At 64.0% G+C, this 26,296-nt stretch carries 21 protein-coding genes; 6 read left to right on the top strand and 15 right to left on the bottom strand.

Annotated elements, in window-relative coordinates; genetic code table 11:
• Positions 1-302 precede the first annotated feature (302 nt).
• From cckA to flgB, 7 genes are all read right to left on the bottom strand, one after another.
• Positions 303-2,888, bottom strand: coding sequence for a cell cycle histidine kinase CckA (gene cckA, locus P6U29_RS16055; protein ID WP_407118471.1), 2,586 nt, complete (start codon positions 2,886-2,888; stop codon positions 303-305).
• Positions 2,889-3,042: 154 nt separating this feature from the next.
• The gene (gene flhB, locus P6U29_RS16050) at positions 3,043-4,122 is read right to left on the bottom strand and encodes a flagellar biosynthesis protein FlhB (RefSeq protein ID WP_407118470.1); all 1,080 of its coding nucleotides are present in this window, start codon (positions 4,120-4,122) and stop codon (positions 3,043-3,045) included.
• A gap of 13 nt (positions 4,123-4,135) precedes the next feature.
• On the bottom strand, positions 4,136-4,906 hold the full coding sequence (fliR, locus tag P6U29_RS16045) for a flagellar biosynthetic protein FliR (protein WP_036027906.1): 771 nt from the start codon (positions 4,904-4,906) through the stop codon (positions 4,136-4,138).
• 17 nt (positions 4,907-4,923) lie between these two features.
• Positions 4,924-5,187 carry a flagellar biosynthesis protein FliQ gene (fliQ, locus tag P6U29_RS16040; protein WP_011088555.1) on the bottom strand — a complete coding sequence of 88 codons (264 nt, stop codon included), beginning with the start codon at positions 5,185-5,187 and terminating at the stop codon, positions 4,924-4,926.
• A gap of 169 nt (positions 5,188-5,356) precedes the next feature.
• The gene (gene fliE, locus P6U29_RS16035) at positions 5,357-5,665 is read right to left on the bottom strand and encodes a flagellar hook-basal body complex protein FliE (protein WP_122402438.1); all 309 of its coding nucleotides are present in this window, start codon (positions 5,663-5,665) and stop codon (positions 5,357-5,359) included.
• A gap of 17 nt (positions 5,666-5,682) precedes the next feature.
• Complete coding sequence (flgC, locus tag P6U29_RS16030; protein WP_407118469.1) at positions 5,683-6,108, bottom strand: flagellar basal body rod protein FlgC; 426 nt, start codon at positions 6,106-6,108, stop codon at positions 5,683-5,685.
• 39 nt (positions 6,109-6,147) lie between these two features.
• On the bottom strand, positions 6,148-6,552 hold the full coding sequence (gene flgB, locus P6U29_RS16025; RefSeq protein WP_407118468.1) for a flagellar basal body rod protein FlgB: 405 nt from the start codon (positions 6,550-6,552) through the stop codon (positions 6,148-6,150).
• Positions 6,553-6,904: 352 nt separating this feature from the next.
• On the opposite strand from flgB, the gene P6U29_RS16020 reads away from it, so the two are divergent.
• The 3 genes from P6U29_RS16020 (at position 6,905) to P6U29_RS16010 (ending at position 9,963) form a co-directional block, all read left to right on the top strand.
• The gene (locus tag P6U29_RS16020) at positions 6,905-7,879 is read left to right on the top strand and encodes a flagellar biosynthetic protein FliO (RefSeq protein WP_407118467.1); all 975 of its coding nucleotides are present in this window, start codon (positions 6,905-6,907) and stop codon (positions 7,877-7,879) included.
• A complete protein-coding gene (gene fliP, locus P6U29_RS16015) occupies positions 7,876-8,637 on the top strand; it encodes a flagellar type III secretion system pore protein FliP (protein WP_407118466.1) in 762 nt (253 codons plus the stop codon). The genes P6U29_RS16020 and fliP overlap by 4 nt, the downstream gene beginning before the upstream one ends.
• A 159-nt stretch (positions 8,638-8,796) precedes the next feature.
• Complete coding sequence (locus P6U29_RS16010; protein WP_407112656.1) at positions 8,797-9,963, top strand: IS110 family transposase; 1,167 nt, start codon at positions 8,797-8,799, stop codon at positions 9,961-9,963.
• Between the two features lie 561 nt (positions 9,964-10,524).
• Here P6U29_RS16010 and P6U29_RS16005 read toward each other — a convergent pair.
• From P6U29_RS16005 to P6U29_RS15995, 3 genes are all read right to left on the bottom strand, one after another.
• The gene (locus tag P6U29_RS16005; RefSeq protein ID WP_407119341.1) at positions 10,525-14,265 is read right to left on the bottom strand and encodes a tetratricopeptide repeat protein; all 3,741 of its coding nucleotides are present in this window, start codon (positions 14,263-14,265) and stop codon (positions 10,525-10,527) included.
• Between the two features lie 222 nt (positions 14,266-14,487).
• On the bottom strand, positions 14,488-15,318 hold the full coding sequence (locus P6U29_RS16000) for a tetratricopeptide repeat protein (RefSeq protein ID WP_407118465.1): 831 nt from the start codon (positions 15,316-15,318) through the stop codon (positions 14,488-14,490).
• Positions 15,319-15,459: 141 nt separating this feature from the next.
• Positions 15,460-16,179 (bottom strand): FecR domain-containing protein, encoded by a 720-nt coding sequence (locus P6U29_RS15995; RefSeq protein WP_407118464.1) that lies wholly within the window; start codon positions 16,177-16,179, stop codon positions 15,460-15,462.
• Positions 16,180-16,482: 303 nt separating this feature from the next.
• On the opposite strand from P6U29_RS15995, the gene P6U29_RS15990 reads away from it, so the two are divergent.
• Positions 16,483-20,586 (top strand): VCBS domain-containing protein, encoded by a 4,104-nt coding sequence (locus tag P6U29_RS15990; protein ID WP_407118463.1) that lies wholly within the window; start codon positions 16,483-16,485, stop codon positions 20,584-20,586.
• Between the two features lie 22 nt (positions 20,587-20,608).
• Here the strand turns inward: P6U29_RS15990 and P6U29_RS15985 are convergent, their stop codons facing one another.
• The 5 genes from P6U29_RS15985 to fliL all read right to left on the bottom strand — a co-directional run bounded on the left by P6U29_RS15985 (position 20,609) and on the right by fliL (position 24,341).
• Complete coding sequence (locus tag P6U29_RS15985; protein WP_407118462.1) at positions 20,609-20,806, bottom strand: hypothetical protein; 198 nt, start codon at positions 20,804-20,806, stop codon at positions 20,609-20,611.
• A 601-nt stretch (positions 20,807-21,407) separates the two neighbouring features.
• Complete coding sequence (locus tag P6U29_RS15980; RefSeq protein ID WP_407118461.1) at positions 21,408-22,169, bottom strand: MotE family protein; 762 nt, start codon at positions 22,167-22,169, stop codon at positions 21,408-21,410.
• A gap of 9 nt (positions 22,170-22,178) precedes the next feature.
• Positions 22,179-22,625 (bottom strand): DUF6468 domain-containing protein, encoded by a 447-nt coding sequence (locus P6U29_RS15975; RefSeq protein ID WP_407118460.1) that lies wholly within the window; start codon positions 22,623-22,625, stop codon positions 22,179-22,181.
• Positions 22,622-23,824, bottom strand: coding sequence for a flagellar motor switch protein FliM (gene fliM / locus P6U29_RS15970; protein ID WP_209296368.1), 1,203 nt, complete (start codon positions 23,822-23,824; stop codon positions 22,622-22,624). The genes P6U29_RS15975 and fliM overlap by 4 nt, the downstream gene beginning before the upstream one ends.
• Before the next feature lie 19 nt (positions 23,825-23,843).
• Entirely contained in the window at positions 23,844-24,341 is a 498-nt protein-coding gene (gene fliL, locus P6U29_RS15965; RefSeq protein WP_407118459.1) for a flagellar basal body-associated protein FliL, read from the bottom strand.
• Positions 24,342-24,724: 383 nt separating this feature from the next.
• Here fliL and flgF point away from each other — a divergent pair, with 383 nt between their 5' ends.
• On the top strand, positions 24,725-25,486 hold the full coding sequence (flgF, locus tag P6U29_RS15960; protein ID WP_407118458.1) for a flagellar basal-body rod protein FlgF: 762 nt from the start codon (positions 24,725-24,727) through the stop codon (positions 25,484-25,486).
• Positions 25,487-25,502: 16 nt separating this feature from the next.
• Positions 25,503-26,291: a flagellar basal-body rod protein FlgG gene (flgG, locus tag P6U29_RS15955; RefSeq protein WP_407118457.1), complete on the top strand. Its 789-nt coding sequence runs from the start codon at positions 25,503-25,505 to the stop codon at positions 26,289-26,291.
• The last annotated feature ends 5 nt before the right edge of the window (positions 26,292-26,296 follow it).

Below are 26,296 nucleotides of genomic sequence, written 5' to 3'. Positions count from 1 at the left end.
AAGATGGGCAGACTTCCCGAAAAGTGAAGCTGGTTTCGGAACTTGTGGCTGCGGCCCTCAGTCGCGGGGATGTGGCAAAAGCCCATATTTGACGGGGATTTGGCCGGGCCTGCGGCGAAACCAAGGTCGCCCATTACCGGCGCCCTTGGGACAAGATTTCCGCTTTTTCCTCGTCATTGCGAGCGAAGCGAAGCAATCCAGACTATTTCCGCAGAGACAGTCTGGATTGCTTCGCCGCAAGAGCTCCTCGCAATGACGGCGTTGAAGCAGCGCAATGACGGAAAACCTGGAAACGGCGCTCCTCACCCCTGCTTCGTCATTGTCTCCTTCACCGCCGCCACGAGCTGGCTGAGCGTGAAGGGCTTCGGCAGGAAGTCGAACTGCTGGCCTTCCGGCAGGCTCTTCTCGAAGGCGTCCTCGGCGTAGCCGGAGACGAAGATGAACTTGATGTCGGGGTTCTTTTCCCGCATCGCCTTCAGCAGCGTCGGGCCGTCCATCTCGGGCATGACGACGTCGGAGACGACGAGATCGATCGCCCCGCCCTGCTCCTCCAGCACCTCCATGGCCTCGACACCGTTCTCGGCCTCGACCACGGTGTAGCCGCGCGAGCGCAGGCCGCGGGCATTGAGCGCGCGCAGGCCCTCTTCGTCCTCGACGAGAAGGATGGTGCCCTGGCCGGTGAGATCGGTGCGCGGCTTGGCCTCCGTCGCCGCAGGCGCTGCTTCCTTCGCGGCGCCATTGGTCGCGCTGGCCACAGCCGCGGGCTGCTCGACCTGCACCTCCGGTTCGGCGACATGGCGTGGCAGGAAGATGTGGAACGAGGTGCCCTGCCCCGGCTCGGAATCGACGTAGATAAAGCCGCCGGTCTGCTTGACGATGCCGTAGACCGTGGAGAGCCCGAGGCCGGTGCCTTTACCCACTTCCTTCGTCGAGAAGAACGGCTCAAAGATCTTGTCGCGGATGTCGGCGGGAATGCCGGTGCCGGTGTCGGCAACCTCGATCCGGACATAATCCGCAGCCGGCATGCCCTTGTAGGCGAGCTTGCCTGCGTCGTCGGTGGTGACGTTGGCGGTACGGATGATCAGCTTGCCGCCATCGGGCATGGCGTCGCGCGCGTTCACCGCGAGGTTGACGATCACCTGCTCGAATTGGGAGACGTCGACCTTCACCGGCCAGAGGTCGCGGCCATGGACGAGGTCGAGCTTGACCTTCTCGCCGATCAGCCGGCGCAGCAGCATGGTGAGATCGGAAAGCGCGTCGCCGAGATCGAGCACCTGCGGCCGCAGCGTCTGCCGTCGCGAGAATGCCAGCAGCTGCCGCACCAGGGTCGCGGCCCGCGTCGCGTTCTGCTTGATCTGCATGATGTCCTGGAACGACGGATCGGTCGGCTTATGCGCGTTCAGCAAGAAGTCGTTCGCCATCATGATGGCGGACAGCACGTTGTTGAAGTCGTGGGCGATGCCGCCGGCGAGCTGGCCGACCGTCTCCATCTTCTGGGACTGATTGATCTGGTTCTCCAGCGCGCGCCGCTCGGTGGTCTCGAGCATGTGCACGATGGCGGCTTCCGCCTCGTTTTCGGCGGCGTCCACCGGCGTGACGAAGAACTGGCCCCAGCGCTCCTTGGTCCCTTCCAAGGCGACCTCGACCGGCGCGATGTCGGCCTTGCCCTCGGCGGCCTGGTTGATGGCCGCAATCAAGAGGTGCCGGTCGCGCGAATTGACTGCCCGGAAGATCGACTTGGAGGCGCTGTCCAGGCCTAAGGCCTGACTGAGCTTGGCGTAGCGCGCGTTGGCGCGCACGACGTTGCCGGCGCGATCGACGGTGGCGATCGCCATCGGCGTGTGGTCGAAGAAGCGCATGAAGCGGACTTCGGCGGCGCGGTCGGGATCGCTGCGCTCGTCTCGGGCACGGCTGATCACGAGCGTGCGCGACGGTCCCGGCGCGCCGTCGGCGCCGAAGGCAAGCTTGTGATAGAGCCGCACCGGCATGGTCTTGCCGGTGCGCATACGCAGGTCGATGTCGAAGACCTCGGTCTTCACCTCGCCCGGCACCGCCACGATCGAGGTCAGCAGCGAAGCGCCGTCGCCGGAGACGATGTCGGTGAGCCTCAAGCCGCCCGAGCCGATCTCCGCGAGATCGTAGTCGAGCCAGTTCGCCAGCGTCGCATTGACATAAGCGAGCTCGCCGGCCGGATTGACCGAGAAGAAGCCGCACGGCGCGTGATCGAGATATTCGATCGCATGCTGGAGCTCCTGGAACACGTCCTCCTGGCGCTCGCGGTCGCGGGTGATGTCGGCGATCGACCACACCGCATATTTCGCCTCGCGCTTGCCGGTGCCGAGGGGGCGCACGCGCATGCGTAGCCAGCGGCCCTGGCTGCCGTCGTGACCGGAGATGCGTACCTCTTCCTGCTGGCGCTTGCCCTCGCGGGCGGCCTTGAGCAGGCGGAACACGGCTTCGGAGACGTCGGGGTTGCCGATGAAGACACGCTCGACAGGGCGCACGTCCTGCCGGCCGCTAGCGCCGGTCAGGGTCAGATAGGCGGCATTGGAATAGACCACGTGTCCGCGCGCATCGGTGACTGCGAGCCCGTCGAACGCGTGATCGGAGATGCGAGCGATGATGGGATCGTCGAGATTACGGTCGGCGAAGCGGATGATGCCGGCGGCAAAGGCGAACAGGTTGAACAGGCCGACCATCGCCAGCACGGCGAGGATGCCGAGGATATAGGGCTGCGCCTGCGCGCGCCCGAGCGTCATCAGCCCGACGGCGACCGCGACGAGGCCGGCGGCCACCAGCAGCACCAGCGCGATGCTGCCCGAGCGCGGCGACGGCTCCTGCGCCGCAACGGGCTCGCGTGTGAGGTCGTGGTCGGTCTCAGCAGTCATCTCGAGCTGGCGCAGCCTGTCGGCAGAGAATCAACGCGCCACAGGGCGCGTGGGGTCCTCCCTGCCTGAATCGGACCCTGAGGTGCAAGGGCAGCAGGGGCGAAAGGTACGCTGATTCCCAGATTACGGCCATTTCCGGTACTTTTCGGGTGTTTTATCCCCGCCCCGCGCCAAATCCGCGCTTCAGCCGCATGACGTAGCCGATGACTTCGGCGACGGCATGATAGTGCTCGGTCGGGATTTCCTGGTCGATGTCGACGGTGGCGTAGAGCGCGCGCGCCAGCGGCACGTTCTCCACGATCGGAATGTCGTGCTCGCGCGCGATCTCCCGGATCTTGAAGGCGAGGTTGTCGACGCCCTTGGCGACGCAGATCGGCGCGGTCATGCCGCGCTCGTAGGACAGCGCCACCGAATAGTGGGTCGGGTTGGTGATGATCACGGACGCCTTGGGAACCGCCGCCATCATGCGTTTCTTGGCGCGCTGCTGCCGCAGCTGCCTGATCTTGCCCTTGATGTGCGGGTCACCTTCGGACTGCTTGAACTCTTCCTTGATCTCCTGAAGCGACATCTTTTGCCGCTGGAACCAGCTGCGGTACTGGAAGAAATAGTCGGCGATGGCGACGATCGCGAGCGCCGCGACCACCGCGCCGAGCAGATGAATGGTCATGCTGGTGCTGGCGCCGAGCATGGCCGCCGGATCGAGCCTGACCATCGCCTCCATGCGATGCCGCTCCGGCCACAGAATCATGGTCATGACCACGCCGAGCAGGACCAGCTTGCCGATGCCTTTGAGAAAATTGGCGGCCGCCTGCTTGCCGAAGATGCGCTTGAAACCGGCGCCGGGCGAAATCTTGTTGAATTTGGGTTTGAGGGACTCGGCCGACCACACCAGACGGTGCTGGAGCATGTTGCCGGCAATGGCCGCCAGCACCAGCATCAAGAGGGGCACGCCGATCGCGGCAAGCACGGCGAACTCGATCTGCTGCGTCAGCGCGAGCAGGGCCTTGCCGTCGGTCTTGATCATCCAGGAATTGGCGAGCAGGTTGCGCATCGGCGTCAACAGCCCGCTGCCGACCGAGCCCGAGAAGGTCGAGACCACGAGCGTGCCACCCGCCATCATGAACCAGGTGTTGATCTCCTGGCTTTTGGCGACGTCGCCGCGTTCGAGCGCATCGTCGAGGCGCTTTTGCGTCGGGTCTTCTGTTTGACTTTCGGGATCGTTGTCTTCCGCCATCGATCGACGCCTGTTACCTGAGCGGCATCATCTGGTGCATGACACCGATGAAATAGTCGAGAAAGGTGCCCATCATCGCGGTGAGCACCACGGCGAGCACCAGGAAGCCTGCGAAGATCGACAGCGGCACGCCGACGAAATAGACCTGCATCTGCGGCATCAGCCGCGCCAGCACACCGAGCCCGATGTTGAAGACGAGGCCGAACACCAGGAACGGCCCGGAGAGCTGCAGGCCGAGGCGGAAGGCGGCCGCGAAGGCGCGCGTTGCCAGCGAGGCGACATCGCCGCTCGATACGGTCTCGCCCGGCGAGAAGATCGTATAGCTGTCGTTCAGTGCCGCGATCACCAGATGGTGGCTATCGGTGGCGAACAGCAGCGTCACCCCCAGCATGGTCAGGAAGTTGCCGACCAGCACGCCCTGCTGTCCCTGTGTCGGATCGACCGAAGTGACGAAGCCGAGCCCCATCTGCTGCGCGATCACGGATCCCGCAACCTGGAGCGCCGACAACGTCACGCGCGCGGTCGCCCCCAGCACGATGCCGATCGCGATCTCATGCAGCATCAGCACCAGCAGCGGCGCCAGCGAGCCCATGTCGACCTGATAGGCGTTGCGATGCAGCGGCAGGATGATCAGCGTGAGCAGCAGCGCGATCGACAGCTTGATCCGCGTCGGGATGTTGGTCTCGCCGAGGCCGGGCAGCAGCATCACCATCGCGCCGACCCGGGCGAAGGCGAGCATGAAGGAAGCGGCAAGCGCCGGCAGCAGCGAGACGTCGATGCGCATAGTTCACGCATTGTGCCTCAGCCGCCGATGATTCGCGACGAGATCCGCAGCATGTGGGCGTGGAGCGAGTCGGCCATGAACGGCAGCGCCAATAGCATCGTGGCGAAGATGGCCAGGATCTTCGGCACGTAGATCAGCGTCTGCTCCTGGATCTGCGTCAGCGCCTGGAATAGCGACACGATCACGCCGACCACGAGGCCGACCACCATCAGCGGCGAGGACACGATCACGATGGTCCAGATCGCATCGCGTGCGACGTCGAGGGTCTCGGGTCCGGTCATTTGTAAACTTCCTTATTCAACCTTCATCCCCACCACCGCGGCGAGGAACGAACGCTCCCTCCCCGTCATTGCGAGCGAAGCGAAGCAATCCAGACTGCCGCCGCGGAAGTATTCTGGATTGCTTCGCTGCGCTCGCAATGACACCTGGGGCGAGCGACAGCGCGAAAAATCAGATCGGCATCTTCATGATGTCTTCATAGGCCGCGATGACGCGGTCGCGGACCGAGACCAGCGTGGACACCGCGACGTCGGTGTCTGCGACCGCCGTCACCACGTCCATCACATTGGCCTTGCCGGCGGCCATTGCCACCGTCTGTGCGTCGGACTTGCGGCCGGACTCCATGACGCTGCCGACGGCGTCCTTCAGCAGCGAAGCAAAGGATTGCCCGCTCGGCTCGCTGCCCTTGCCGGCGCCGCTGTTCTCCAGCACGCGGGCGAGATTGGCGTAGGCATTGGCGGCGATTGTCGGTGATGCCATGGCTTAAGATGTCCTGTTCAGCTCTTGAGGATGTCGAGCGTGCGCTGGATCATCCGGCGCGTCGCACTGATGATGTTCAGATTGGCCTCGTAGGACCGCTGCGCGTCGCGCATGTCGGTCATCTCGACCACCGAGTTCACGTTGGGATATTTCACGTTGCCGCCCGCATCCGCCGCGGGATTGTTCGGCTCGTATTTGACACGGAAGGCGGACTGGTCGGGCTTGATCCTGCCGAGCGTGACGACCTGCGCGTCGAGCGTGCGGTCGAGCGCGGAGGAGAAGGTCGGAACCTTGCGCCGATAGGGATCGCCGCCGGCGGTCGGCGCGGTCGAATCCGCGTTCGCGATATTTTCCGAGATCACCCGCATGCGCCCGGCCTGTGCGCGCAGGCCGGAGGTTGCGATCGCCATCGAGCGGGCAAAGTCGCTGCTGTCATTCGCCATGATCCGCCTCCGCTAGCTCTGCTGTTCCAGGATCATGCGCTAGCCCTTGCCGATCGCCGTCTTGAGCAGATGCAGGCTCTTCGAATAGAGCGAGGTCGCCGCCGCATAGTCCATCTGGTTGCTGGCGGCCTTCATCATCTCCTCCTCGAGATTGACGGCATTTCCCGCCGGGCGGGTCTCGAAGCCGGCATTCTTGTTCTGGTCGAAGCCCGAGGCCGCGCCTGATGGTTTCATGTGCGAGGCGCTGGTGACGGTCAGGGCCAGAGGCCCCATGGACCCCGTAACGGAACCGGTCTTGTCGAGCTTCGGCTCGACCAGGTCGCGCGGCCGGAATTTGGGCGTATCGGAGTTGGAGACGTTCTCGGCCAGGACGCGCTGGCGCTCCTGGTGCCACTGCATCTTGGTACGAAGCGCCGACAGCACCGGGAGGTCGTTGATGGACATCGTCGCGGCTCCTTCCGCCCCTTGCGGACCTTGAGGTCCGAAGCTAGGCAGAATTTGCCGCCTGTATGGTTAACAGCTGGTTAAGGACGTCTCGAACCATGTCCTCGAGCGAGACACGATTCTTGAGCGCCGGTGATTCTGCGCCGCGAAAAGTGGCATTAACCCAACCGTTTGGCGGTGCGTGCACAGGGCAAGAAGTCGTTTTGGATCGGGCGATTCATGGGTTATTAAGAGTTGGGGACGGCAAAACTTGCCGTGGAACGTTAAGAAATCGCAGCTTGGGGCATCGTAGGCCGGTGGTTGGCGAATCCGACCATGGGCACGAGAAAAGCGCCATTTGTCGGGGACAAGTATGCAAGGCAGCCCTATCACCTTCATCGTCGCGTTCATCGTCGTTCTGGCGTTGATCGGCGTCGCTGCATGGCTGGTTCGCCGATTCGGCAGCAGTCGGCTGGGCGCCAACACCCAGCGCGGCAGGATGCCAAGGCTCGCCGTGATCGACGCCGCCGCGGTCGATGGCCGGCGCCGTCTGGTGCTGGTCCGGCGTGACAATGTCGAGCATCTGCTGATGATCGGCGGCCCCACGGACATCGTCGTCGAGCCGAATATCGTTCGCGCCGCGCCCAGCCGCGACCAGCTCCCGCAACGTCCGAGCGCCGCCGAACCGCCGCGCCTCGCCCCCATGCCTGATGCCGGCGGCTGGGCCGATGAAGCACCGCGACCCGAACTGCTCGATCATCCCGAGCCGCAAATGCCCGAGCCGCCGTCGCGGCCCGCGCGCCCATCCTTCGCCGACGAGGTGCGCCGGCCTGCTCCTGCACTGGCCGAACGCCGCAGCGAGCCGCCCCCGGGAGGCTTTACGCCCGAGCCGATCGCGCCACGTCCGGAGCGCGAACCACGGCCCGAGCCGCTGCCACCGCGCATTCCCCGCGGCGAGCCGCCGCTGATGCCCCGTCCGCCGCGCGGGAGCGAGCCGATGAAGATGCCGCCCGTGCGCGCCGAGCGCGCCGCTGCACCGCCGCCTCCTCCGCCTGTGCCGCAGGCTCCGGCCGTTCCGCCGCCGGCAGCTGCTGCTACGCCCACGAGCGCCGAGCAGAATCTCGCCGAGATGGCGCAGCGGTTGGAGGCTGCGCTGCGCCGCCCGGCCGGCGAAACGGTCGCACCTCCGGTTGCGCCGGAACCGCCGCCCGCTCCCCCCCGCGCCGCACGCAGCGAGCCGCCGGCGCCGCCGGCCCCGCCCGCAAAGCCGGCCGCGGAAAAGACCAGCTTTGAAAATCTCGAAGACGAGATGGCCTCCCTGCTCGGCCGTCCGAAGCCGTCTTCGTGAGATTGCCGGTCCTCCCGCGTAGAGTTCTGTTTCTTTCTGTCCTGTTCAGCGCGGCCTCGCTCGCGATGCCGGCGCATGCCCAGGACATCAGCATCAATCTTGGCGGCGGCGCTGGCGGCGGCGGTGTCACCGAACGCGCGATCCAGCTGATCGCGCTGCTCACGGTGCTGTCGATCGCGCCGTCGATCCTGATCATGATGACGTCGTTCACGCGCATCGTGGTGGTGCTGTCACTGCTGCGCACCGCGATGGGCACGGCGACCGCGCCGCCGAACTCGGTGATCATTGCGCTGGCGATGTTCCTCACCTTCTTCGTGATGGGACCGGTGCTGCAAAAGTCCTACGACGAGGGCATCCGTCCGCTCGTCGCCAACCAGATCGGCGTCGAGGATGCGCTCCAGCGCGCCTCCGTCCCCTTGCGCGGCTTCATGCAGAAGAACGTGCGCGAGAAGGACCTCAAGCTGTTCCTGGATCTCTCGGGCGAACCGCCACCGGCCACGCCCGACGACCTCGCGCTTCGCATCCTCGTGCCCTCCTTCATGATCTCCGAGCTGAAGCGCGCCTTCGAGATCGGCTTTCTGTTGTTCTTGCCCTTCCTGATCATCGACCTCGTCGTCGCCTCGGTGCTGATGTCGATGGGCATGATGATGCTGCCGCCAGCGACGATCTCGCTGCCGTTCAAGCTGATCTTCTTCGTGCTGGTCGACGGCTGGTCGCTGGTGGCGGGAAGTCTGGTGCAGAGTTACGGGGGAGGATGAACGCAGGGCGACCTCAGCGACGCATGCCCTTCGCCTTCAACGATAGCCCCCGGCCTCTCCCCGTCATTGCGAGCGCAGCGAAGATTCCATGGGGAGTGGATAGCGACCGGGTCTGAGGCCAGACTGAGGTTGCTGAAAGCACTCAACCTGGAGACAACGATGTTGCTCGATCATCTTTCCGACGGACTGGCCGCTATCCGGACGCAGATTGGCGCAATTTTTGTGTCATTGGAACTGAGCCGTTCGACATGGCTGGTTACATCGCTGTCGCCCGGCAAGGGCGAGAAGATGTCCAAACACAGCGTGAAGGCCGGCGCTATTGCGGAGCTTTTGAAGCTCTTTGCTGCGCTGAAGCGTAAGGCCCAGGCGCGAACGGGCGAGAGTTATCCGATCATCACCATCCAGGAGGCGGGGCTGGATGGGTTCTGGCTTCACCGCACTCTGCAGTCGGAGGGCGTCGAGAGCTACGTGGTCGATCCGGCCTCGATCGCGACGCCGCGCCGGCGCCGGCGGGCCAAGACGGACCGGTTGGACGGCGAGACGCTGTTGCGGTCGCTTCTGGCCTACAAGCGCGGCGAGCCACGGGTCTGCGCGATGGTCGTTGCCCCCTCTCCGGAAGAAGAGGACCGCCGCAGGCTTTGCCGGGAGCGGCGGACCTTGATCGCGGAGCGGATCGTGCATGTGAACCGGATCAAGGGTGTTCTGTTTGCGCAAGGGATATTCGACTACGTGCCGCTGCGGCGCGATCGACGGACGCGGCTCGAGGCCTTGCGCACGGGGGACGGGCGGCTGCTGCCGGCGCATTTGAAGGCGCAGATCAGCCGCGAGCTCGACCGGCTCGAACTTCTGCTCGACCAGATCGCGGCGGTAGAGCGCGAGCAGGATGCATTGCTGGCTGCAAGCCGACCAGCAGGCGAGAAGGCTGCATCGAACCCGGTCGCGATGCTGCTCGACTTGAAGGGCCTGGGCCCGAACTTTGCTGCCATTCTCTGGTCGGAGGCCTTCCACCGTCAGTTCACCAACCGCCGCCAGGTTGCGTCCTATGCCGGTCTTGCGGCCACGCCATGGCGCAGTGGCGGCATTGAGCGTGAGCAGGGCGTGTCGAAGGCCGGCAATCCGCGCCTGAGAACCACGATGATCCAGCTCGCCTGGCTGTGGATACGTCACCAGCCTCAATCGGCTCTGACCCAGTGGTTCAAGGCCAACAGCCAGCGCGGCCGCAAGCGCACAATCGTGGCGCTGGCGCGCAAGCTGCTCGTGGCCCTGTGGAAATACGTGACCGCCGGCGTCGTGATCGAGGGAGCCGTGGTGAAGCCCGGCGCCTGACACCACGCCTCTCAGCCTCAAAACCAATCCGCCGAGGTTGATCAGCCTCGGCCGATCCGGGTGGACGAACCGATGGATTGCATGGCTTCAAACGCCGTAACGAAGAAGGGTCTCGTCCTCTCGAGCCTGCCCGCCGCAAGCGGAATGTTGGTGCAGTTGCCACCGCGCAACGACCGAATGTGAGTTTGATCTGGCATGCAAACCAGATTGCCAAAACCGGCTCGACCCTTGGATCGCCAACCATAGGAGTAGTTCACGCCGCACTTCCCGACCTAACGAGCCTGAAGGCGTGCTCGCTCAGGTCAAGACCAAGCCGCTTCGCGGCGGCCCTCACGGGCCGGTCTTGACCTGATCTGCGCGCGCCATCCGAAAAGTTCCGCGGTCGGGACGAAGAGCTGGCCTGCAATCGAACAAAGAGCTGACCATAAATCTTGACACATCAAATCCCCATGTGAGCAATCCAGACTGCCTCCGCGGATAGATTCTGGATTGCCTCGCTGCGCTCGCAATGACGGAGGAATACCGAGCCGTCCAGGGCAGCGCCTTGCGCGGCACCAAGCCCTACCGCGTCATCTTGATCTGCCGCACGACCGGAATCGCAGGCAGCGAGCCGGTGTGGTCGGAGTCGTCCTTGGCCTGGGGCGCGCTGGGGCCGCGCGCCGTGGCGTCGGGGAAGCGCTGCTTCATTTCGCGCAGGAAGCCGTCGAGCGTATCGACGCTGGCGGCGAGCTTGGCGATCTCGGCGAATTCGGCGCTGGAGGCTGCGGCCGGCTTGCTGGCGATATCGAAGGCGAGACGGTCGGCGCTCTCGCTCATCAGCGGCGCGTATTTCTCGCGGAAGCGTGACAGGCCGATCGAGTCGTCGGCGAGCGCGTAGCCGACCGCCGCGCGGATGATGTCGCTCTTCTCGACCGCATTGAGCGGCTTGAAATCGCGGAAACGCTCGCCGTAATAGAGCTCGATCTGCTCGGCGGACTCGCGCCAGCGCCGCGCGGCCCAGAAGATGTCGGAGCGCAGGCGGAGCACTTCGCGCCCGGAGACGTTGGAGACGATGTCGAGCGCGAGATCGTGACGGCCGACGTCGCTCTGCGCACGCGCCTCGAGCAACAGGCGCTGCTGCCGGAGCTCGCCAGAGAGATCGCTGATGCGGCTCACGCGCAGCGCGGTGATCGCCATGTCAGGCTTGCGATTGGCGAGATAGATCATGGCAAGGCGCGCGGCGACCTGGGCGCGCGCCGCGCCTTCAAGGCGATGGTCGACCTGGTACTGCAGCAGTTCTGCCGCCTGATCGAGCAGATCGATCGAGGCGAGGCGGTCCGCGAGCCGGCGGATCAGCTCATCGCCGCGGCGGCCGATCGGCGTCAGCTCGCGGAACTCATAGAACATCCCGAGCGCCTCGACCGGCGGCAGTTCGTCCCCCTTCGGCCCCAGGAATATCTGGGTGAACAGGTCGGACGCGAGATCCTGCGCCAGGCGCGAGGCTTCGGCGTTCGGCTGGAGCCTCGTCGCGGTGCGCGCCGCCATGAGCGCATCCCGGTAACGCCCGTTCTCCGCATACAGCTGCGACAGCATCTGCAGCGTCTTGACCTCGATCGCATCGCCGCGCCAGGTCATCGACAGCGTCTCGAGCTCGCGAAGTGCCTCTTCCTTGCCGATCTCGTCGCGCTTCTGGCGCAGAGCGACCTCGAGCTGCTTGGCCTCGGCCGCAGCCGGACGGTCGTTCGAAGCGACCGCGAACTTGTAGTCGTCGAGCGCGTCCTTGTCGTGGCCGAGCGCCTCGGCGAGCCGGCCGCGCAACACGGCGAAGGCCGGTGCAGCCTCAGGTGGGACACCGACGACCTCGAGCTCGCTGCGGCGCTTGGAGGCGCCGGCATAGTCCTTCACCTCGAGCGATGCGCGCATCGCATCCATCGTCACGATGCGCTGGATGTCGAGCGGCAGGGAGGCGATGGCGAATTCGACGTTCTTGAACTTCTCGCGCGCGTCCGCCCATTTGCCCTGCCGCGCATAGGCGAGCGCCTTCCAGAGCTGGGAATCGTGGCTGTTGCCGATCACGGGATTGGCGAGGTCCTTCAGGCCTTGCGCCGGCCGGCCGATCAGGATGCTCGCGATCGCATGCATGATCAGCGCACCGCTCTCCTCCTTGTTGAGGGGATCGGTCAGCATCACGTCGGTAATGGCCTTGGCCTCGTGGTACATCGCGCGCGACATGTAGAACTGCGCGAGGTCGAGCCGCGGCAGCGAGCGCAGCGCGGGCTCGACCGCTGCGATCGCCGTCATCAGCTCGCTCTGGCGCGCCATGAAGTTTTCCGACTGGCCCTTGCGCCAGCCTTCGGGGCTGAACACCGGGCGCACCGCGGTCGGCGCCCGCTCGGCCGAGATGTCGACAGGCGACAGCGTCAGTCCGCCCTTCTTGCCGAGGATCACCTTGTCGGAGCCGATCTCGACGCCGATCTCGTCGGAGTTTGGCCGGATCGCGATGCCGTGCGCGGATTCCAGCAGCGAGAGATCGACGAGGTCCTGCCGCTTGATGAAGCCGCGCACAGGCCGCCCCGCGGTGACGACATAGAGCGTATCGCCGGCATCGGGATCGGTGAGCTTGTGCAGGAGGCCCGGATTGGCGAAGGGGATCGCGATATTGGCGAGCGCCGGATCGGTGATGTTGCGCGACATCATCAGCGGCAGCGGCGTCGCCTGGATCTTGTCGGCGAGCGTCAACATCCAGTTGGTCTCCTTGCCGACCTCTTCGCTCGTCAGCGAGTAGACCAGCGGCCGGGTGAGACGGATGCGCACAGCCTGCCCCTTGTCGAGCGGGATGCGGCCGACCTCGCCAATCATGGCGCCGCCCTTGGTGCGGATCGCCTCGACATTGATGGGCTTCGGCGCGTCGAACACCAGCCAGACAGTATCGCCGCGGCGGAACGCCGCTGCCGGCGTTGCCACCTGAAGCGGGAACGTCACGCGCAAGCCGTCGCTGTCGCGGCGCGCATCGACGCTGGCGACGGCCTGCTGCGGGGCGGCGGCCGTCTCGGCGGAGGTTGCCTTCGGGGCTTCCTTGACCGGCTCCTTCGCCGCTTCCTTCACGGCCTGCTTGGGCGCCTCGGCAACCACAGGCTTGGCAGGCGCGGCCGGGGCTTCGGCAACAGCCGGCGCAGGCGTTGGGGCCTCCTTGGGTGTCTCCTTGGGCACTTCCGCAGCGTGCGCAGCCTCAGCCGCGGGCGCCGGCCTCGGCGCTTCGGCGACCGGCATTGCGGCGGGCGCGTCCAGCTTCGCCTCGGGCTTCACGTCAATCTTGGCTTCGCGCGCGATCGTGTCGGATGTGGGCGGCGTGATCTCGCGATGGACATCCTGCGGCTTCTCAGCCGCCGGCTTTTCCGGCGCAGGCGCGGGTCCCTGACCGGCAGGCTTCATCTGCGCGATCGCCGCCTCGGGCGTCGCGGCCGACTTGCCCTTGTCGGGTTGGAAGGAGACGTCGACGACATAGTTCTTCTCGTCGCGGAACGAATGCACGTCGGAATCGCCGATCAGCGCGATCTCGACATTGGTCTGGTCGATGTCGGCCTTCTGCTTGATCGAGGCGACGTTCGGCGGCGCCGCGACCACTGCGTCAGCCAGGTCAAAATTGAGGTTGGCGTTGAAGACGAGCGTGAGCTTCTGCTCGTTGAGCACGGAGGAGACGCCGACGCCATCGGGCATCTCGAACACGAAGCGCACGAAGGTCGGCTGCACCGAGGCACGCACGCGGATCTGCGGACGTTTCTTGGCCTCGGCAGCGGCGCGCTGGGCGCGTAGCGCGCGCTCGGCCACGCGTGCGCGCTCGGCGAGTTCCTTGACTACGTCCATGGGCAGGCTCGGCGGCGGGCCCTTCCAGCCCTCGGGCAAGAGGTCGACGAAGGTGCGCTCGCCGGCATTCATGGTGTTGACGGTGACACGCCGCGCCAGCGACAGACGGATGGCGCCGCCATCAGGATCGCGGCGGGCGGAGTTGACGTAGTCAGGCGCGCCTTCCGGAACCCGGTCGACGGGAACATCGACGGGCCGGTCGAAGCGGATGATGAGGATGGAGCCTGCGGTCGTCACCTCGGAGGGAACGTCCTCGCCGAGCTTGATGACGAGACGGGCAAAGCCGCCGCCGGCGGAAAAGGTCGCCTCGCCCCTGATCGGATCGGCCGCTCGGGCGGGCGCCGCGAGGCCAATCAGGAAACAGGCCGCCAGCAAGGTCGCCCCGCGGACATGACGCGACAAACCCCGTGCCAATGCGCGGGCTCGCGACACAAATCCAGCGGCAGCCTCTCGCGCCATTGGCGGCATTTCTTCCAGTTCGGCGGTCATGCCGGCAATGGCGCCGGCGGTGCCGTCGACTGTAGGTCTCGCCAATTAAGGACTTGTTAATGCTGTATCTTGATTTGCGCTGCGGGCAGCACGCCGTGCCGGATCGAGCGGGAGCGATCCGCCAGTTTCAGATTTGAGACGCGGTGGATTAAGCAGTTGTTAACACCTGCACGACGGTGCCGTCGCGGCTCGTCAATCCCTTCGCGGCACCCCATAGCGGACAAAGTCTTCGCCGATTCCAGCGTCGATCGTTCTGGCCGCCGCAATATCGGTATTGGCGCCAGCCAGGTCGCCGAGCTTGAATCTGGCTACTCCGCGACCGTAGAGCGCGCTCGCCAGCTTGGGCGCGAACCGCAGCGCTGAGTTGTAGTCATCGATAGCCGCGGTGAGTTGACCCATTTTCAGATTTATCAGGGCTCGCGAATCGTATGTTGCGGCGTTGCCGGCTCCCGATCGAAGCGCCATATCGCAGTCCTCCAGCGCAGCCTGCAAGGCGCCAAGGACGGCTCGGGCCCAACAGCGTCCGCTCCACGCCGCCTCAAGCTTCGGGTCAAGACGAATTGCTTCGTCATAGTCCTGCGCTGCACGGTCGTACGCGTTCCTCTTCAAGTAGGCTGCCGCACGGTTGGCAAAAGCAGCGCCATAGTTGGGGTTGAGCTTGAGCGCCTCCTCAAAAGCGCCAAGAGCGAGGTCGTGCGAGCCCGTTCTCAGATAGGCCACGCCGAGGTTGTTGAAAGCTTTCGCATAGTTCGGGTTAAGCCTGGTCGCTTCGACGAAGTCCTTGATCGCGCGTTCGTAGTCGGCTTTGGCGCTATAGGCGTTGCCCCTGTTGTTGTGGGCGACGGCGAAGCCGTTTGCGCTCCCCTCGCCCGCATCGATAAACGCCGTGCAGCCATCGATCCGAGCTTCGGGTGACACGCGATCTGAACCGTTACACAGCTCAACATTCTTGAGTGAGCTGCCCTTCTTTGGCTTCTGCGCCAAACCCGACGAACCCGACAACACAACGATGAGAATGAGCATTACTGCCCTGATGACACTGGCTCTTGCGGTCATTTCTACACCAGCCGTCACTCTCCGCGAATGAACAAAGCACTAATCCCAATCTATCTGGCCGGCCGGCGTCGCGCTGGCATTACGGCGGCTTCAAGCCAGGCAAACTTCTTAGCATCCCCGACAGATGTTGAGCCTGCGATCGGCACTTCGATCGGGCTCCGGCGCCGCGGCTGCCCGTGGCTTCTTCAGGAGCTTGCTTTTGCCCTCTTCGATCAGGATGGAAAATTTGACTGTCCCATCATCCGAAATCTCGATATGCGGCGTCGTGCCTCGGATTCCCAGCGTGGCGACGGGAGTATCTACTTTCATGTCACCGGTCTTGGCGACACTGCCCGCAACAAAGGCGAACGTTCCCCTGGCGAGATTGAACAGGGTCGCATTGGACTTGCCGGCCGGCTCATACACATAATGATCCAGCACCATACGGGCGTTGCTCGATAGATTGAACGAGCTGCCGTCGGTGAAGTTGATTCCGACTCGCCCATCGTCCCCGGTCAGCACCACGTCACCGAGATATACGGGATCGCCCCTCTTGGTCTGGCCGGGATCACTCGAGACATTCGCCTGAACGACCACTGCGCCCGCATGTTCGATCGTGACCGAGCCTGTGGCCGCCACCACCTTCCCGATCGGTCTCGACGGCGAGCTGGCGACGGCGGGCTTGGCGGAATCGATTTGCGCTTGAGCCGCACTCGGCAAGAAATTGGCGAGCGCCAAAACAAAGCCGGTCGCCAAAGCGGCTATCGTAGGTCTGCACATGATCCCCCCTTTCTGAGAAGATCTTGTTGCTTTCGGCAGCTCATTTCTTGAACCGCGGAACGCAGCCACAATAAATATAATTGTTGTTTAATTCATTTAATGGTTCTAATTTATATCCAGTGCCACGGAAGCGCTATAATTAAATACGTCTCGTTTGTGAATTTAATCACTTTGGCGGGAGGGATTCGTCGGGAATGGCGGTACGCGTCGCCATCCCCCGCGCAATACGTCTCTCAAGAGCAGACTTGATGATTTCGGCGGGCAAGCCTTCGGCTGCCAGCGCCCAGGATATTGTTCCTTGGCGAGGGCCGCCCCAAGAAAGACCATTGCAGCACGCCGAGCCTGAATCGATCACCCAGGCGAGGTCGAGCCATGTCAGTTGCATCCGACATCCAGGTTGGTAATGGGGCTGCCACCACCCTGCCCGTCCAGATCATTGGCCATATTCATACAGTGATCGGTTGCTGCACGCTCACGCGAGCCACCGGCGTCGCCACACAGGCCGTAGCTGGCGCTCCTGTCTACCGGGCTGATGTGATAGAGACCGATGCCGACGGACAGATCACACTTCGCTTCATCGACGGTACTCGCTTCAACATCTCCTGCGGCACTCACGTCGCGCTGAGCGAATTCGTCTTCGAAGTCGAAGGCACGTCGCCTCCAGCCCTGTTCGACGTGACCCGAGGGAGCTTCGGTTTCGTACCAGGCCGGCTGGAAGAAACCGGGTCTCTCCAGCTGAATACGCCAATTGCAGGCATTCGCGCCCGGAGTCACGCGGGCGGTTTCGGAATGCTGACGCTTGCAGCATTGACTTTCTCGTTCGCGGAAAAAGCGGAGGCCGCGGACCCGGACGTCACATTCCTGGATGACGACTCCATCAGTTACAAGGACCTTGCGCACGGTGCATTTGAGCTCGTGACCAAGGAGCGGATCCCGCGGCACATCATCGTCGAAGATCCCGGCGAGACAATCGTCCTCAAGAAGGTGGGATCTACCATCAGTGTCAATCAGGTCGCGAACACGGCCGCTCGCATGGATGAGTTGCACGCCGCGCAACAGGACTTGCTAGCCAATCTGGAAGGACGAGGGCCGCATGGCTCAAGTACGCCTCCCTTCGTCAAATCCGAGTCACCGCAGCCGATCAATTTCATTCAGCCGGAAGTGCCCACGCTGCAGGTTTTGCCGATGACCTTACCATTCATCACTCTGGCACCTGTGGAACCTGTGCCGCCGACACTCAGCACCGGAGCTGGGCCAACTGAGCTCGATACCGTGGTGTTCGATACATTCACTGCGACGAGAGGAACCTTCAGTGCCAGCAGCACCAGCAGCGGCGGCAAGCTGAGCTTCGGCGTCGTCGGGGCGACTTCCGGGAATACGATCCTGGGCGGAGTGACATACGATCTGTCGAAGGCGAGCCCCTACGGGGTGCTCTACGTGAACAGCACAAGCGGCGCCTACGCGTTCGTGCCTGACGATGCCGCAATCAACGCGCTGAAGGCGCCCACGACGGACGGTTTCGTTGTCACCGTCTCCGACGGAATCACCTCTGTCAGTCAGACGTTCACTGTCACCATCAACGGTGTCGACGACGCCGCAATCATCTCCGGCACCACGACCGGCTCGACTGTCGAGGCTGGCGGCATCGCCAACGGCACGCCAGGCATGCCGGTTGCGACCGGCACCCTCACCGACACCGACGTCGACGATCCGCCCAATACGTTTACCGCAGTGAGCTCGCCAACAGCGAGCGCCGGCGGCTATGGCACCTTCACGATGACCGCCGCCGGCGCATGGACCTACACTTTGGACAATGCCAACGTGGCTGTGCAGAGGCTCAATGTCGGCGAGACGCTGACCGACAGCTTCACGGTGACCACGATCGGAGGCACCGCCCAGGTGGTGACGATCACCATCCACGGAGCCAGTGACGCGGCGGTCATCTCCGGCGCGACGACCGGCGCAGTGATCGAGGCTGGCGGCATCGCCAATGCAAGTCCCGGCACGCCCACCGCGACCGGCACGCTCACCGACGCCGATGTCGACACGACCGCAAATGCTTTCACGGCAATCGACTCACCAACGGCGACCGCGGCCGGCTACGGCACCTTCACCATGACGGCAGCGGGCGTGTGGACCTACACGCTCAACAATGCCAACAGTGCGGTGCAGGCGCTCAATGCCGGCGAGACACTGACCGACAGCTTCACAGTGACCACTCTGGACGGAACCGCCCAAGTGGTGACAGTCACCATCCAAGGCACTAACGATGCCGCCGTCATTTCCGGCACGACGACCGGCTCGGTGACCGAGTCCGGAGGCGTTGCCAACGCGATACCCGGCACTCCGTGCGCAACCGGCGCGCTCTTCGCCGCCGATGTCGACAATCCATCCGATACCTTCACGGCAGTGACCTCGCCCAAGGCCAGCACCAGCGGTTATGGCAGCTTTACGATGACCGCCGCCGGCGTCTGGACCTACACGCTCGACAACGCCAACGGCGCAGTGCAGGGGGTCAATGTCGGCGACACACTCACCGACAGCTTCACTGTCACGACCCTCGACGGCACGCCGCAGGTGGTGACGATCACCATTCACGGCAGCAATGACGCGGCCCTCATTTCCGGCACCACGACCGGCTCAGTGACCGAGGCAGGAACATTCTCACCCGGCGTTCCCATCGCGACCGGCACGCTCACCGATACAGACGTCGACAACGCGCCGAATACGTTCACCGCAGTCACTTCGCCGACCGCGAGCGACCACGGATACGGCACATTCACGATGACCACAGCCGGCGCATGGACCTACACCCTCGACAACAACAACAGCGTGGTTCAGGCGCTCGACATCGGCGACACCTTGACCGACTCTTTCACGCTAACCGCCATCGACGGGACCAAGCAGACGGTGACCATCGCCATTCATGGCGCCAGCGACGCAGACCCGAACGATTTTGACAACCTGGCGACCGGATCTGTCGTGATCTCCGATCCTCCCAACGTATATGGAACACCGGGGAGCGAAACCATCGCGGGCGGCGGCGACACGGGTCAGATCATCTACGCGGGGGCCAGCAGTGATACCGTCAACGGCACCGGCAAAGCCGACGTTCTCTATGGCGGCTCCGGCAATGACACGATCAAAGGCAACGATGGGGGTGACGTCATCTACGGCGGTTCGGGCAACGATACAATCAACGGCAATAACGGCGCCGACACCATCACCGGTGGATTTGGTGCCGACCAACTCACCGGCAGCAATGGGAACGACCGCTTCGCTTATTTGTTCGTAGCCGATTCCAATGCAAGCCAGTTCGACACCATCACCGACTTTGCCTCGGGGGCCGACAAGATCGACTTGACCGCTCTTGGCGCGCTTGGGTTCGTCATCTTGGCCTTGAGCTCAACCAGCTCGGTCGTGCCGGCACACACGATCGCCTGGCTCTATGACAGCACGGCGAACGAAACCATCGTGTACGTCAATCCGACGGACCAGACCCTGCACATCGGCGATTCCAGTCTGCTCGAAATCCATTTGCAGGGGATTGCAAGCATCGACGCGTCGGACTTCATCCCGGCACCGGCGGCGGCACCTGTGATGGCGGCTGCCAGCGAGCTCATCGACCTCACCGCAACTGGGCAGAGTGATGCGGCCACCGTGATGACGAGCACTTCGGGGATCTCATCCGATTCCGGAAGCGGCGACGGCACGCTCCTCACAGGCGGGAGTTCGGCAATCCAGCCGAGCGAGCCGACCTACAGCCTGGAGTCAAACTGGGATCAGGTCGGACGAACTGAATATTCCAGCCTCTCCAGTTCGGACGCGATGCAAACGTCCGCGACCGAAGCGCCCCGCATCGACGCGGAAGCTCCCTCGGCCAGCGGACCGTCTACGATCTTGCAACACGCCGCCGCTTCGACGGAGCCCAGCTTTGTCTTCGACCACTTGACGGGACTCGACACAGCCTCGGCCGCTGGCAAGAACGGCGCGATTGCTGGAAGCGGCCAAATGCCTGACATCGCCGTCGCCGGGCTGAATTTTGGCCACAATGCCGCCGAGCAGCACGCCGGGCGCGGGCTTGCGCTGGGGAGCGATGCCGGGAATCACGTCGTGTCGCCCCCGGGAAACATCGATCAGCCGGCTCATGCCCACGGTCGTAGCAGCGATGAAACGGCGGACACGACGCTCAACCCAAGCCTTCTGAAGTCGTCGACCGGAGGCGCCAGCCATTCGCTTGCAAGCGAGACGCACCAGCCTGGTGATTCATTCCAGTTCAAGGATAACGTTTCGCAGGGCTCACAGCACAGCGTGGTGCCGGATCATCTCTCAGACCTCGCCGGTCATCACGACCACGCTGCAGGATTCCACGGATCCGAGCTGGCGTTCATGCCTGAGACATCGCCGCCCGATATTGGTCCGCCTCATGAGACAAGTACAGCTCACGGCCATCTGTTGCACGATCTGATCGTGTGACGCCCTCAAGCGGATTGCGTTTTCAATGTTGCTTGCCGGCGCTTCCCGCCGCCGAGGAGTTCGCTTCGTCGAGAGAGGATTCATCAGCGTTGCCGTCATCGCCTTCCGGCGGCGCTGCATGCTGGTGGCTCAGGGCGGATGTCCACGCGGATGTCATCGCCGCTGTGAGCAGCCGGTTGACGGCCTCGATGACGCGCTCTGCTGCGGACGAGTAGTTCATGGCCTCCTCCTGCGCTGCCGATTGCGAATGGCCGAAGCGTAGGACGATGCCTTGAGCGCCACTGTCCGCCACGTCACAGTTACGCGCGTCAACTCATCGCAGTCTCAGAGGATGCCGCCTGCCTCAGCCGCATCTGCCACGCGAGCCTGATCTGCCGCCTAGACGAGTTGCTGAGCGCGCGCACTCACAACCTTCGGGGCGTTGCGGTTCGCGCGCGACTCTGAATCAGATGTGAGCTCGGCGATGCGAATCGCATTGGTTAGCTTTGGGGGGTAATCAATGAGTGGAGAAGCCGGTTGCATTGTGTGTAGCAGGGCAAGAGCGGTCGTAGCGATCGTTCCGATCGCCAGAGGATATGCCCTGAAAACATATGAATGCTCTTGTTGCCATAGCACCCTGCAGCTTGTGACGCGCGTCACAAAGGCGGCACTGATCAAGCAGCAGGTCGATATCCTCCCCCGGGTGGAGAAGCAGCTGCGTCCGCCTGTTCGCAGGGTGCAACAGGCCTTCGCGACCTAGGCGCACACGCCGTCTCGCCGGGCTCCGGTCGAGCGACCACGCGATAACGCGCCGGTCGCAAGACCACGCTTCGCTCGAGCCCTCAATTCGGCTTTTGCGTCGGCCTGCCATCGATCTTGGGAAGATCGCCGGCCGAGGCGGATTGATCGCCGCCGCCATTGGCGCGGCGGGCCATCTCGACGGTCAGCCGCTCGGCGGCCTCCGGCGACATCAGCCCCAGGATGTCCGACATCTTCCGCGGCGCGATCGCCGAGGCGATCTCGATCAGCACGCCCATCTCGAGCCGGTCGAACACCCGCGCGGCGTCCTTGGGCTTCATGCCCTCGTACATGGTCACAAGGCCCTTCATGCGCTGGGCTTCGGCGGCTTTCTGCTCGGCCTGCGTCGCGGAGATGCGGGTTTCCACCGCCTTCATCTCCTCGACCTTGCCTTCGATGCGCTTCTCGGCCGATTTGAGCAGGCTTTCGCGAATGTCGATCTCGCGCTGGCGGGCCTCGATCTCCTGCCGCCGCGCCTGCAACCGTTCCAGGATCGCGCGCTCCGAGGCCGAGATCTGCGGCTGGCCTTCCTCGACCTTGACCACGGTGCCCTCAGGCTTGGTCTCGGGCGCGGCGGGCTTGGGCGCCTCCTTTGGCGCGCCATGGGTCGATCCGGTGATATCGGGGTCCTCGCGGCCGGTCGGGAAGTTCAGATTCTCCTGCGCCCAGGATTTCTTGGTCTGGTTCGGCTTGTAGTCGAAGACATAGCCGCCATTGATCACGAGACCCGCCACCTTCAGCGTGGCGAGGCCTGCGACGGCAACCAGGACGACCGGAATGACGCGGATGTTACGGAAGGACTTCATACCCAGGCTTCATGCGGCAAGGCCGTTGGATCGTCGGCGTTCGGAGAAGGCTTCGGCCGCAGCCGCCACCGCCTTCGCGGTCGAGGGCTTGGCCGCCGGCGCGGCAACCGTTTCCGGGTTCGTCACGGGGCGCGCAGCAATCGCGATCTTGGACAGGCGCCGCACGACGTTGTCGGCCTCGCCGAGCTGCTTGTAGAGCTGGTCCGACATCTGCGTCGCGGCGGCGAGCTGGCTGCCCAGGTTCTCGTTGACGTCGCGCACGGCGAGCTTCAGCCCGCCGATCGCGCGCTCGGCGATCTCGGTCGCGGTGATCAGCTCGCCGATGACCGCCTTCAGCGAGTGCTCGTCCGCCTTCAGCCGCGTCAGCCGCTTGTTGAGCATGACGCAGTAGACGATCGTCAGCATCAGCAGGATAGCCACCAGCGACTCGATTGCCATTCCCAGGGAGTGGTTCATGGGGCCTCCATCATCTTGTTCTGCTCGTCCACCTTCTCGAACATCGCAAGTGTCGTACTTGGCTTGCGCAAGGGTTTCGTCACGCGGATGGCGACGCGGTCGCCGACCCGGCCCATCCGTCCCTCGGTCAGCGTGACGTCGCCGCAGCGCACGGTGACGTTGGCGTCGGCGCGCATTTCCAGCGGCAGCGTGTCGCCGACCTTGAGCCGCATCAGTTGCTTGAGCGGAATGTCGGCCTCGTAGAGCACGGCGTCGACGGCGATCTCGGCCTGCACGATCTCGGTGGCGAAATGGCCCTCCCAGACCGGGTCGCGGCCGAACTTTTCGCCCATGAACATCTGGAGCAGGACGCCCCGGATCGGTTCGATGGTCGCGTAAGGCAGCAAGAGCTCGATATTGCCGCCGCGGTCTTCCATATCGATGCGCAGGCGGACCAGGATCGCTGCGTTGGCAGGACGGCTGATCGCGGCGAAACGCGGGTTGGTCTCGAGCCGGTCGATCGTGAAGGTCACCGGCGACAGCGGCCGGAACGCCTGCTCGGCGTCGGACAGCACCACCTCGACCAGCCGCTTGACCAGCTCGGTCTCGATCGTGGTGTAGGGCCGGCCCTCGATGCGCAGCTGGCTGGTGCCGCGGCGGCCGCCGAGCAGCACGTCGATCATCGAATAGATCAGGTTGGAATCGACCGTCGCCATGCCGAAATTCTCCCACTCCTCGGCCTTGAAGACGGTGAGGACGGCGGGCAGCGGGATCGAGTTCATGTAGTCGCCGAAACGCACCGAGGTGATGCGGTCGAGCGAGACTTCGACATTATCCGAGGTGAAGTTGCGCAACGACGTCGTCATCAGCCGCACCAGGCGGTCGAAGACGATTTCGAGCATCGGCAGACGCTCGTAGGAGACCATCGCCGAATCGATGATCGCGCGAATGCCGGAATGATCGTCGAGGTTGACGTCGCCGACGGTGAAGCCGAGGAGATTGTCGATCTCCTCCTGCGACAGCACCCGCTCGCCGGAATTCTTGCCGTTGCCGAGATCGCGACTGCCGTCCTCGACCATGGCCGCCCATTGCAGGGCCATGGTCTCCGATAGCTCGTTCTCGGCGGCAGCCTTTGCCGCCTCGGCGGGATCCTCGGAATCGAGCGAGGCCTCCCACTGGGCGGCAATTGCATCCTGGTCGACCTGGTCGTTGCCCGCCATGATCCCTAGTCCGTCATGCTCACTGGACCACGACTTCCTTGAACAGCACCGCGCTGACCTGGATCGGGGCGACTGCCGCGTTGACGCGCTTGGTCAGTTCCTCCTTGAGGCGGAAGATGCCCGCGGAACCGTTGAGGTCGGAGGGGCGCAGTTCGCGCACATAGGTCTGGAAGATGTCGGTGACGCGCGGCATCGTCGGCTTGATCGCCTCGATCTGCTTCTCTTCCTTCAGCTCCAGCACGATCTTCAGCCGCAGATATTGCACGCGCTCGCCCGGCGCGCCGGCGAGGTTCACCATCATGTCGGGGACGTCGACGAAGGCCGGCGGCTTCGGCGGAGGCGCGGCCTCGGCATGATGCTCGTTTTCGCCGTGACGGAAGAAGAAGAACCAGGTCGCGGCACCGCCGCCGAGGACGGCGAGCACGCCGACGACCATGATGATGAGCTTGAGCTTGTTCTTCGGCGGAGCGGCTTCCGCGCCGTCAGCGGCTGCGCCGCCTTCCTCATTCTCTGCCATGGTTGCCGCGCTCGTTCATCTCTCAAAGGGGTCGAAAGAGCGAAGCCTCCTGGCAGACAGTGACGCGATACAAATGCCCCAGCGCAATGCGCTCCTCTGATGCGCAAACGCTACGGTAATAATGGTTAACGGAATCTTTCGATTGGGCCTCAGCTAGGAAAAATCTGCCGGGCAAACATGGCTAACAGAACCTTTCTGCCGCCCGCCCGCACCCTCCAGAAATCAATAAGCCATTGAAGTTATGCAATTTTCTTAGTTGGCACGGCTTTCGCTGAGAGTGGGTCGAGACCTCACGGTTTGGGAGAACCTGACGGTCTCGGTCACGGGGTCCGCCAAGGCGCTTGGGAGAGCGAAATGGCAGATTCACTCAGGGGAGATTTCCGATGCAGAACGCGCTTCTGATCGGCTTGTCACGGCAGATGACGTTGGAGCGGCAGATGGATGTCATCGCCAACAACGTCGCCAACGCCAACACCAACGGCTTCAAGGCCGACCATTCGCTGTTCGAGGAGTACCTCAACTCGAACGCGCGTGAGGACAATTTCATCGGTTCCGACCGCCGGGTCTCCTATGTGCAGGACCGCGGCACCTTCCGCGACGTCGGCCAGGGGCCGATGGAGCCGACCAACAACCCGCTCGACATGGCAATCGACGGCAACGCGTTTTTCGCGGTGCAGGTCAACGGCGCCGAGCGCTACACCCGCGACGGCAAATTCTCGCTCAACAGCACCGGCCAGCTGGTCACCTCCGACGGCAACCTCGTGCTCGGCACCGGCGGCCCGATCACCTTCCAGCCGACCGACCACGACATCAACATCGCGCCCGATGGCACCATCACGGTGCTCGAGGGCACGGCCAGGACCGATTCGATCCGCGGCAAGATCCGCATGGTCTCGTTCGACGATCCGGCCAAGCTGACCAAGCTCGGCGCCAACCTCTATGACACCGGCTCGGCGGTCCAGCAGGCCGACACCAAGTCCAACGTGCGCCAGGGCTACATCGAGAAGTCGAACGTGAACTCGGTCGGCGAGATGACCCGCATGGTCGAGGTCCTGCGCAGCTACACCGCCATCGCCAGCCTGCTGCAGCAGCAGAGCGACCTCCACAAATCGGCGATCGAGAAGCTCGCCGACGTTCCGGCCTGAATAGGAGAGAACTGACATGCAGGCGCTTCACACCGCAGCGACCGGAATGGCGGCACAGGAACTCAACGTTCAGGTGATCTCCAACAACATCGCCAACCTCCGCACCACCGGCTTCAAGAAGCAGACCGCAGCGTTCCAGGACCTGATCTACGAGCACGTGCGCCGCGTCGGCGCGCAGGCCTCGGACCAGGGTACCATCCTGCCGGTCGGCGTCGACATCGGCGGCGGCGTCAAGACCGTCGGCACGCCGCGCAGCATGACGCAAGGTACGCTGTCGCAGACCGGCAACGACCTCGACCTCGCGATCTCGGGCGAAGGCTTCTTCAAGATCCTGATGCCCGACGGCACCTATCAGTACACCCGCGACGGCACCTTCCAGATGGACAATCAGGGTCGCGTCGTCACCGCGCAGGGCAACCCGGTCCAGCCGACCATCACCATCCCGCAGAACGCCTCGGGCCTGACCGTCAACGAGCAGGGCCAGGTCTCGGTCACGCTGCCGGGCTCGTCGACCTCCTCGATCATCGGCACCATCAACGTGACCCGCTTCATCAACAAGGCGGGGCTGCAGCCGGTCGGCAGCAATCAGTTCACCGAGACGCCGTCCTCGGGCCCGCCGCAGGACGGCACCGCCAACACCGAAGGCTACGGCAAGATCACGCAAGGAAGTCTGGAGCAGGCCAATGTCGACGTCGTCTCGGAGATGAGCGACCTGATCGCCGCCCAGCGCGCTTACGAGATGAACGCCAAGGTGATCAGCGCCGCCGACCAGATGATGCAATCGACCACGGCGCTGTTCCGCTGAGGTGA

This window comes from Bradyrhizobium sp. LMG 9283, from assembly GCF_045571415.1.
Taxonomy (GTDB): Bacteria; Pseudomonadota; Alphaproteobacteria; order Rhizobiales; family Xanthobacteraceae; genus Bradyrhizobium.
This window is presented reverse-complemented; position numbering and strand designations above follow the sequence as displayed.

Coding starts and splice junctions, on each gene's coding strand:
- cckA (WP_407118471.1), bottom strand. CDS start 2,888: ATGACTGCTGAGACCGACCACGACCTCACACGCGAGCCCGTTGCGGCG.
- flhB (WP_407118470.1), bottom strand. CDS start 4,122: ATGGCGGAAGACAACGATCCCGAAAGTCAAACAGAAGACCCGACGCAA.
- fliR (WP_036027906.1), bottom strand. CDS start 4,906: ATGCGCATCGACGTCTCGCTGCTGCCGGCGCTTGCCGCTTCCTTCATG.
- fliQ (WP_011088555.1), bottom strand. CDS start 5,187: ATGACCGGACCCGAGACCCTCGACGTCGCACGCGATGCGATCTGGACC.
- fliE (WP_122402438.1), bottom strand. CDS start 5,665: ATGGCATCACCGACAATCGCCGCCAATGCCTACGCCAATCTCGCCCGC.
- flgC (WP_407118469.1), bottom strand. CDS start 6,108: ATGGCGAATGACAGCAGCGACTTTGCCCGCTCGATGGCGATCGCAACC.
- flgB (WP_407118468.1), bottom strand. CDS start 6,552: ATGTCCATCAACGACCTCCCGGTGCTGTCGGCGCTTCGTACCAAGATG.
- P6U29_RS16020 (WP_407118467.1), top strand. CDS start 6,905: ATGCAAGGCAGCCCTATCACCTTCATCGTCGCGTTCATCGTCGTTCTG.
- P6U29_RS16010 (WP_407112656.1), top strand. CDS start 8,797: ATGTTGCTCGATCATCTTTCCGACGGACTGGCCGCTATCCGGACGCAG.
- P6U29_RS16005 (WP_407119341.1), bottom strand. CDS start 14,265: ATGGCGCGAGAGGCTGCCGCTGGATTTGTGTCGCGAGCCCGCGCATTG.
- P6U29_RS16000 (WP_407118465.1), bottom strand. CDS start 15,318: ATGCTCATTCTCATCGTTGTGTTGTCGGGTTCGTCGGGTTTGGCGCAG.
- P6U29_RS15990 (WP_407118463.1), top strand. CDS start 16,483: ATGTCAGTTGCATCCGACATCCAGGTTGGTAATGGGGCTGCCACCACC.
- P6U29_RS15985 (WP_407118462.1), bottom strand. CDS start 20,806: ATGAACTACTCGTCCGCAGCAGAGCGCGTCATCGAGGCCGTCAACCGG.
- P6U29_RS15980 (WP_407118461.1), bottom strand. CDS start 22,169: ATGAAGTCCTTCCGTAACATCCGCGTCATTCCGGTCGTCCTGGTTGCC.
- P6U29_RS15975 (WP_407118460.1), bottom strand. CDS start 22,625: ATGAACCACTCCCTGGGAATGGCAATCGAGTCGCTGGTGGCTATCCTG.
- fliM (WP_209296368.1), bottom strand. CDS start 23,824: ATGGCGGGCAACGACCAGGTCGACCAGGATGCAATTGCCGCCCAGTGG.
- fliL (WP_407118459.1), bottom strand. CDS start 24,341: ATGGCAGAGAATGAGGAAGGCGGCGCAGCCGCTGACGGCGCGGAAGCC.
- flgF (WP_407118458.1), top strand. CDS start 24,725: ATGCAGAACGCGCTTCTGATCGGCTTGTCACGGCAGATGACGTTGGAG.
- flgG (WP_407118457.1), top strand. CDS start 25,503: ATGCAGGCGCTTCACACCGCAGCGACCGGAATGGCGGCACAGGAACTC.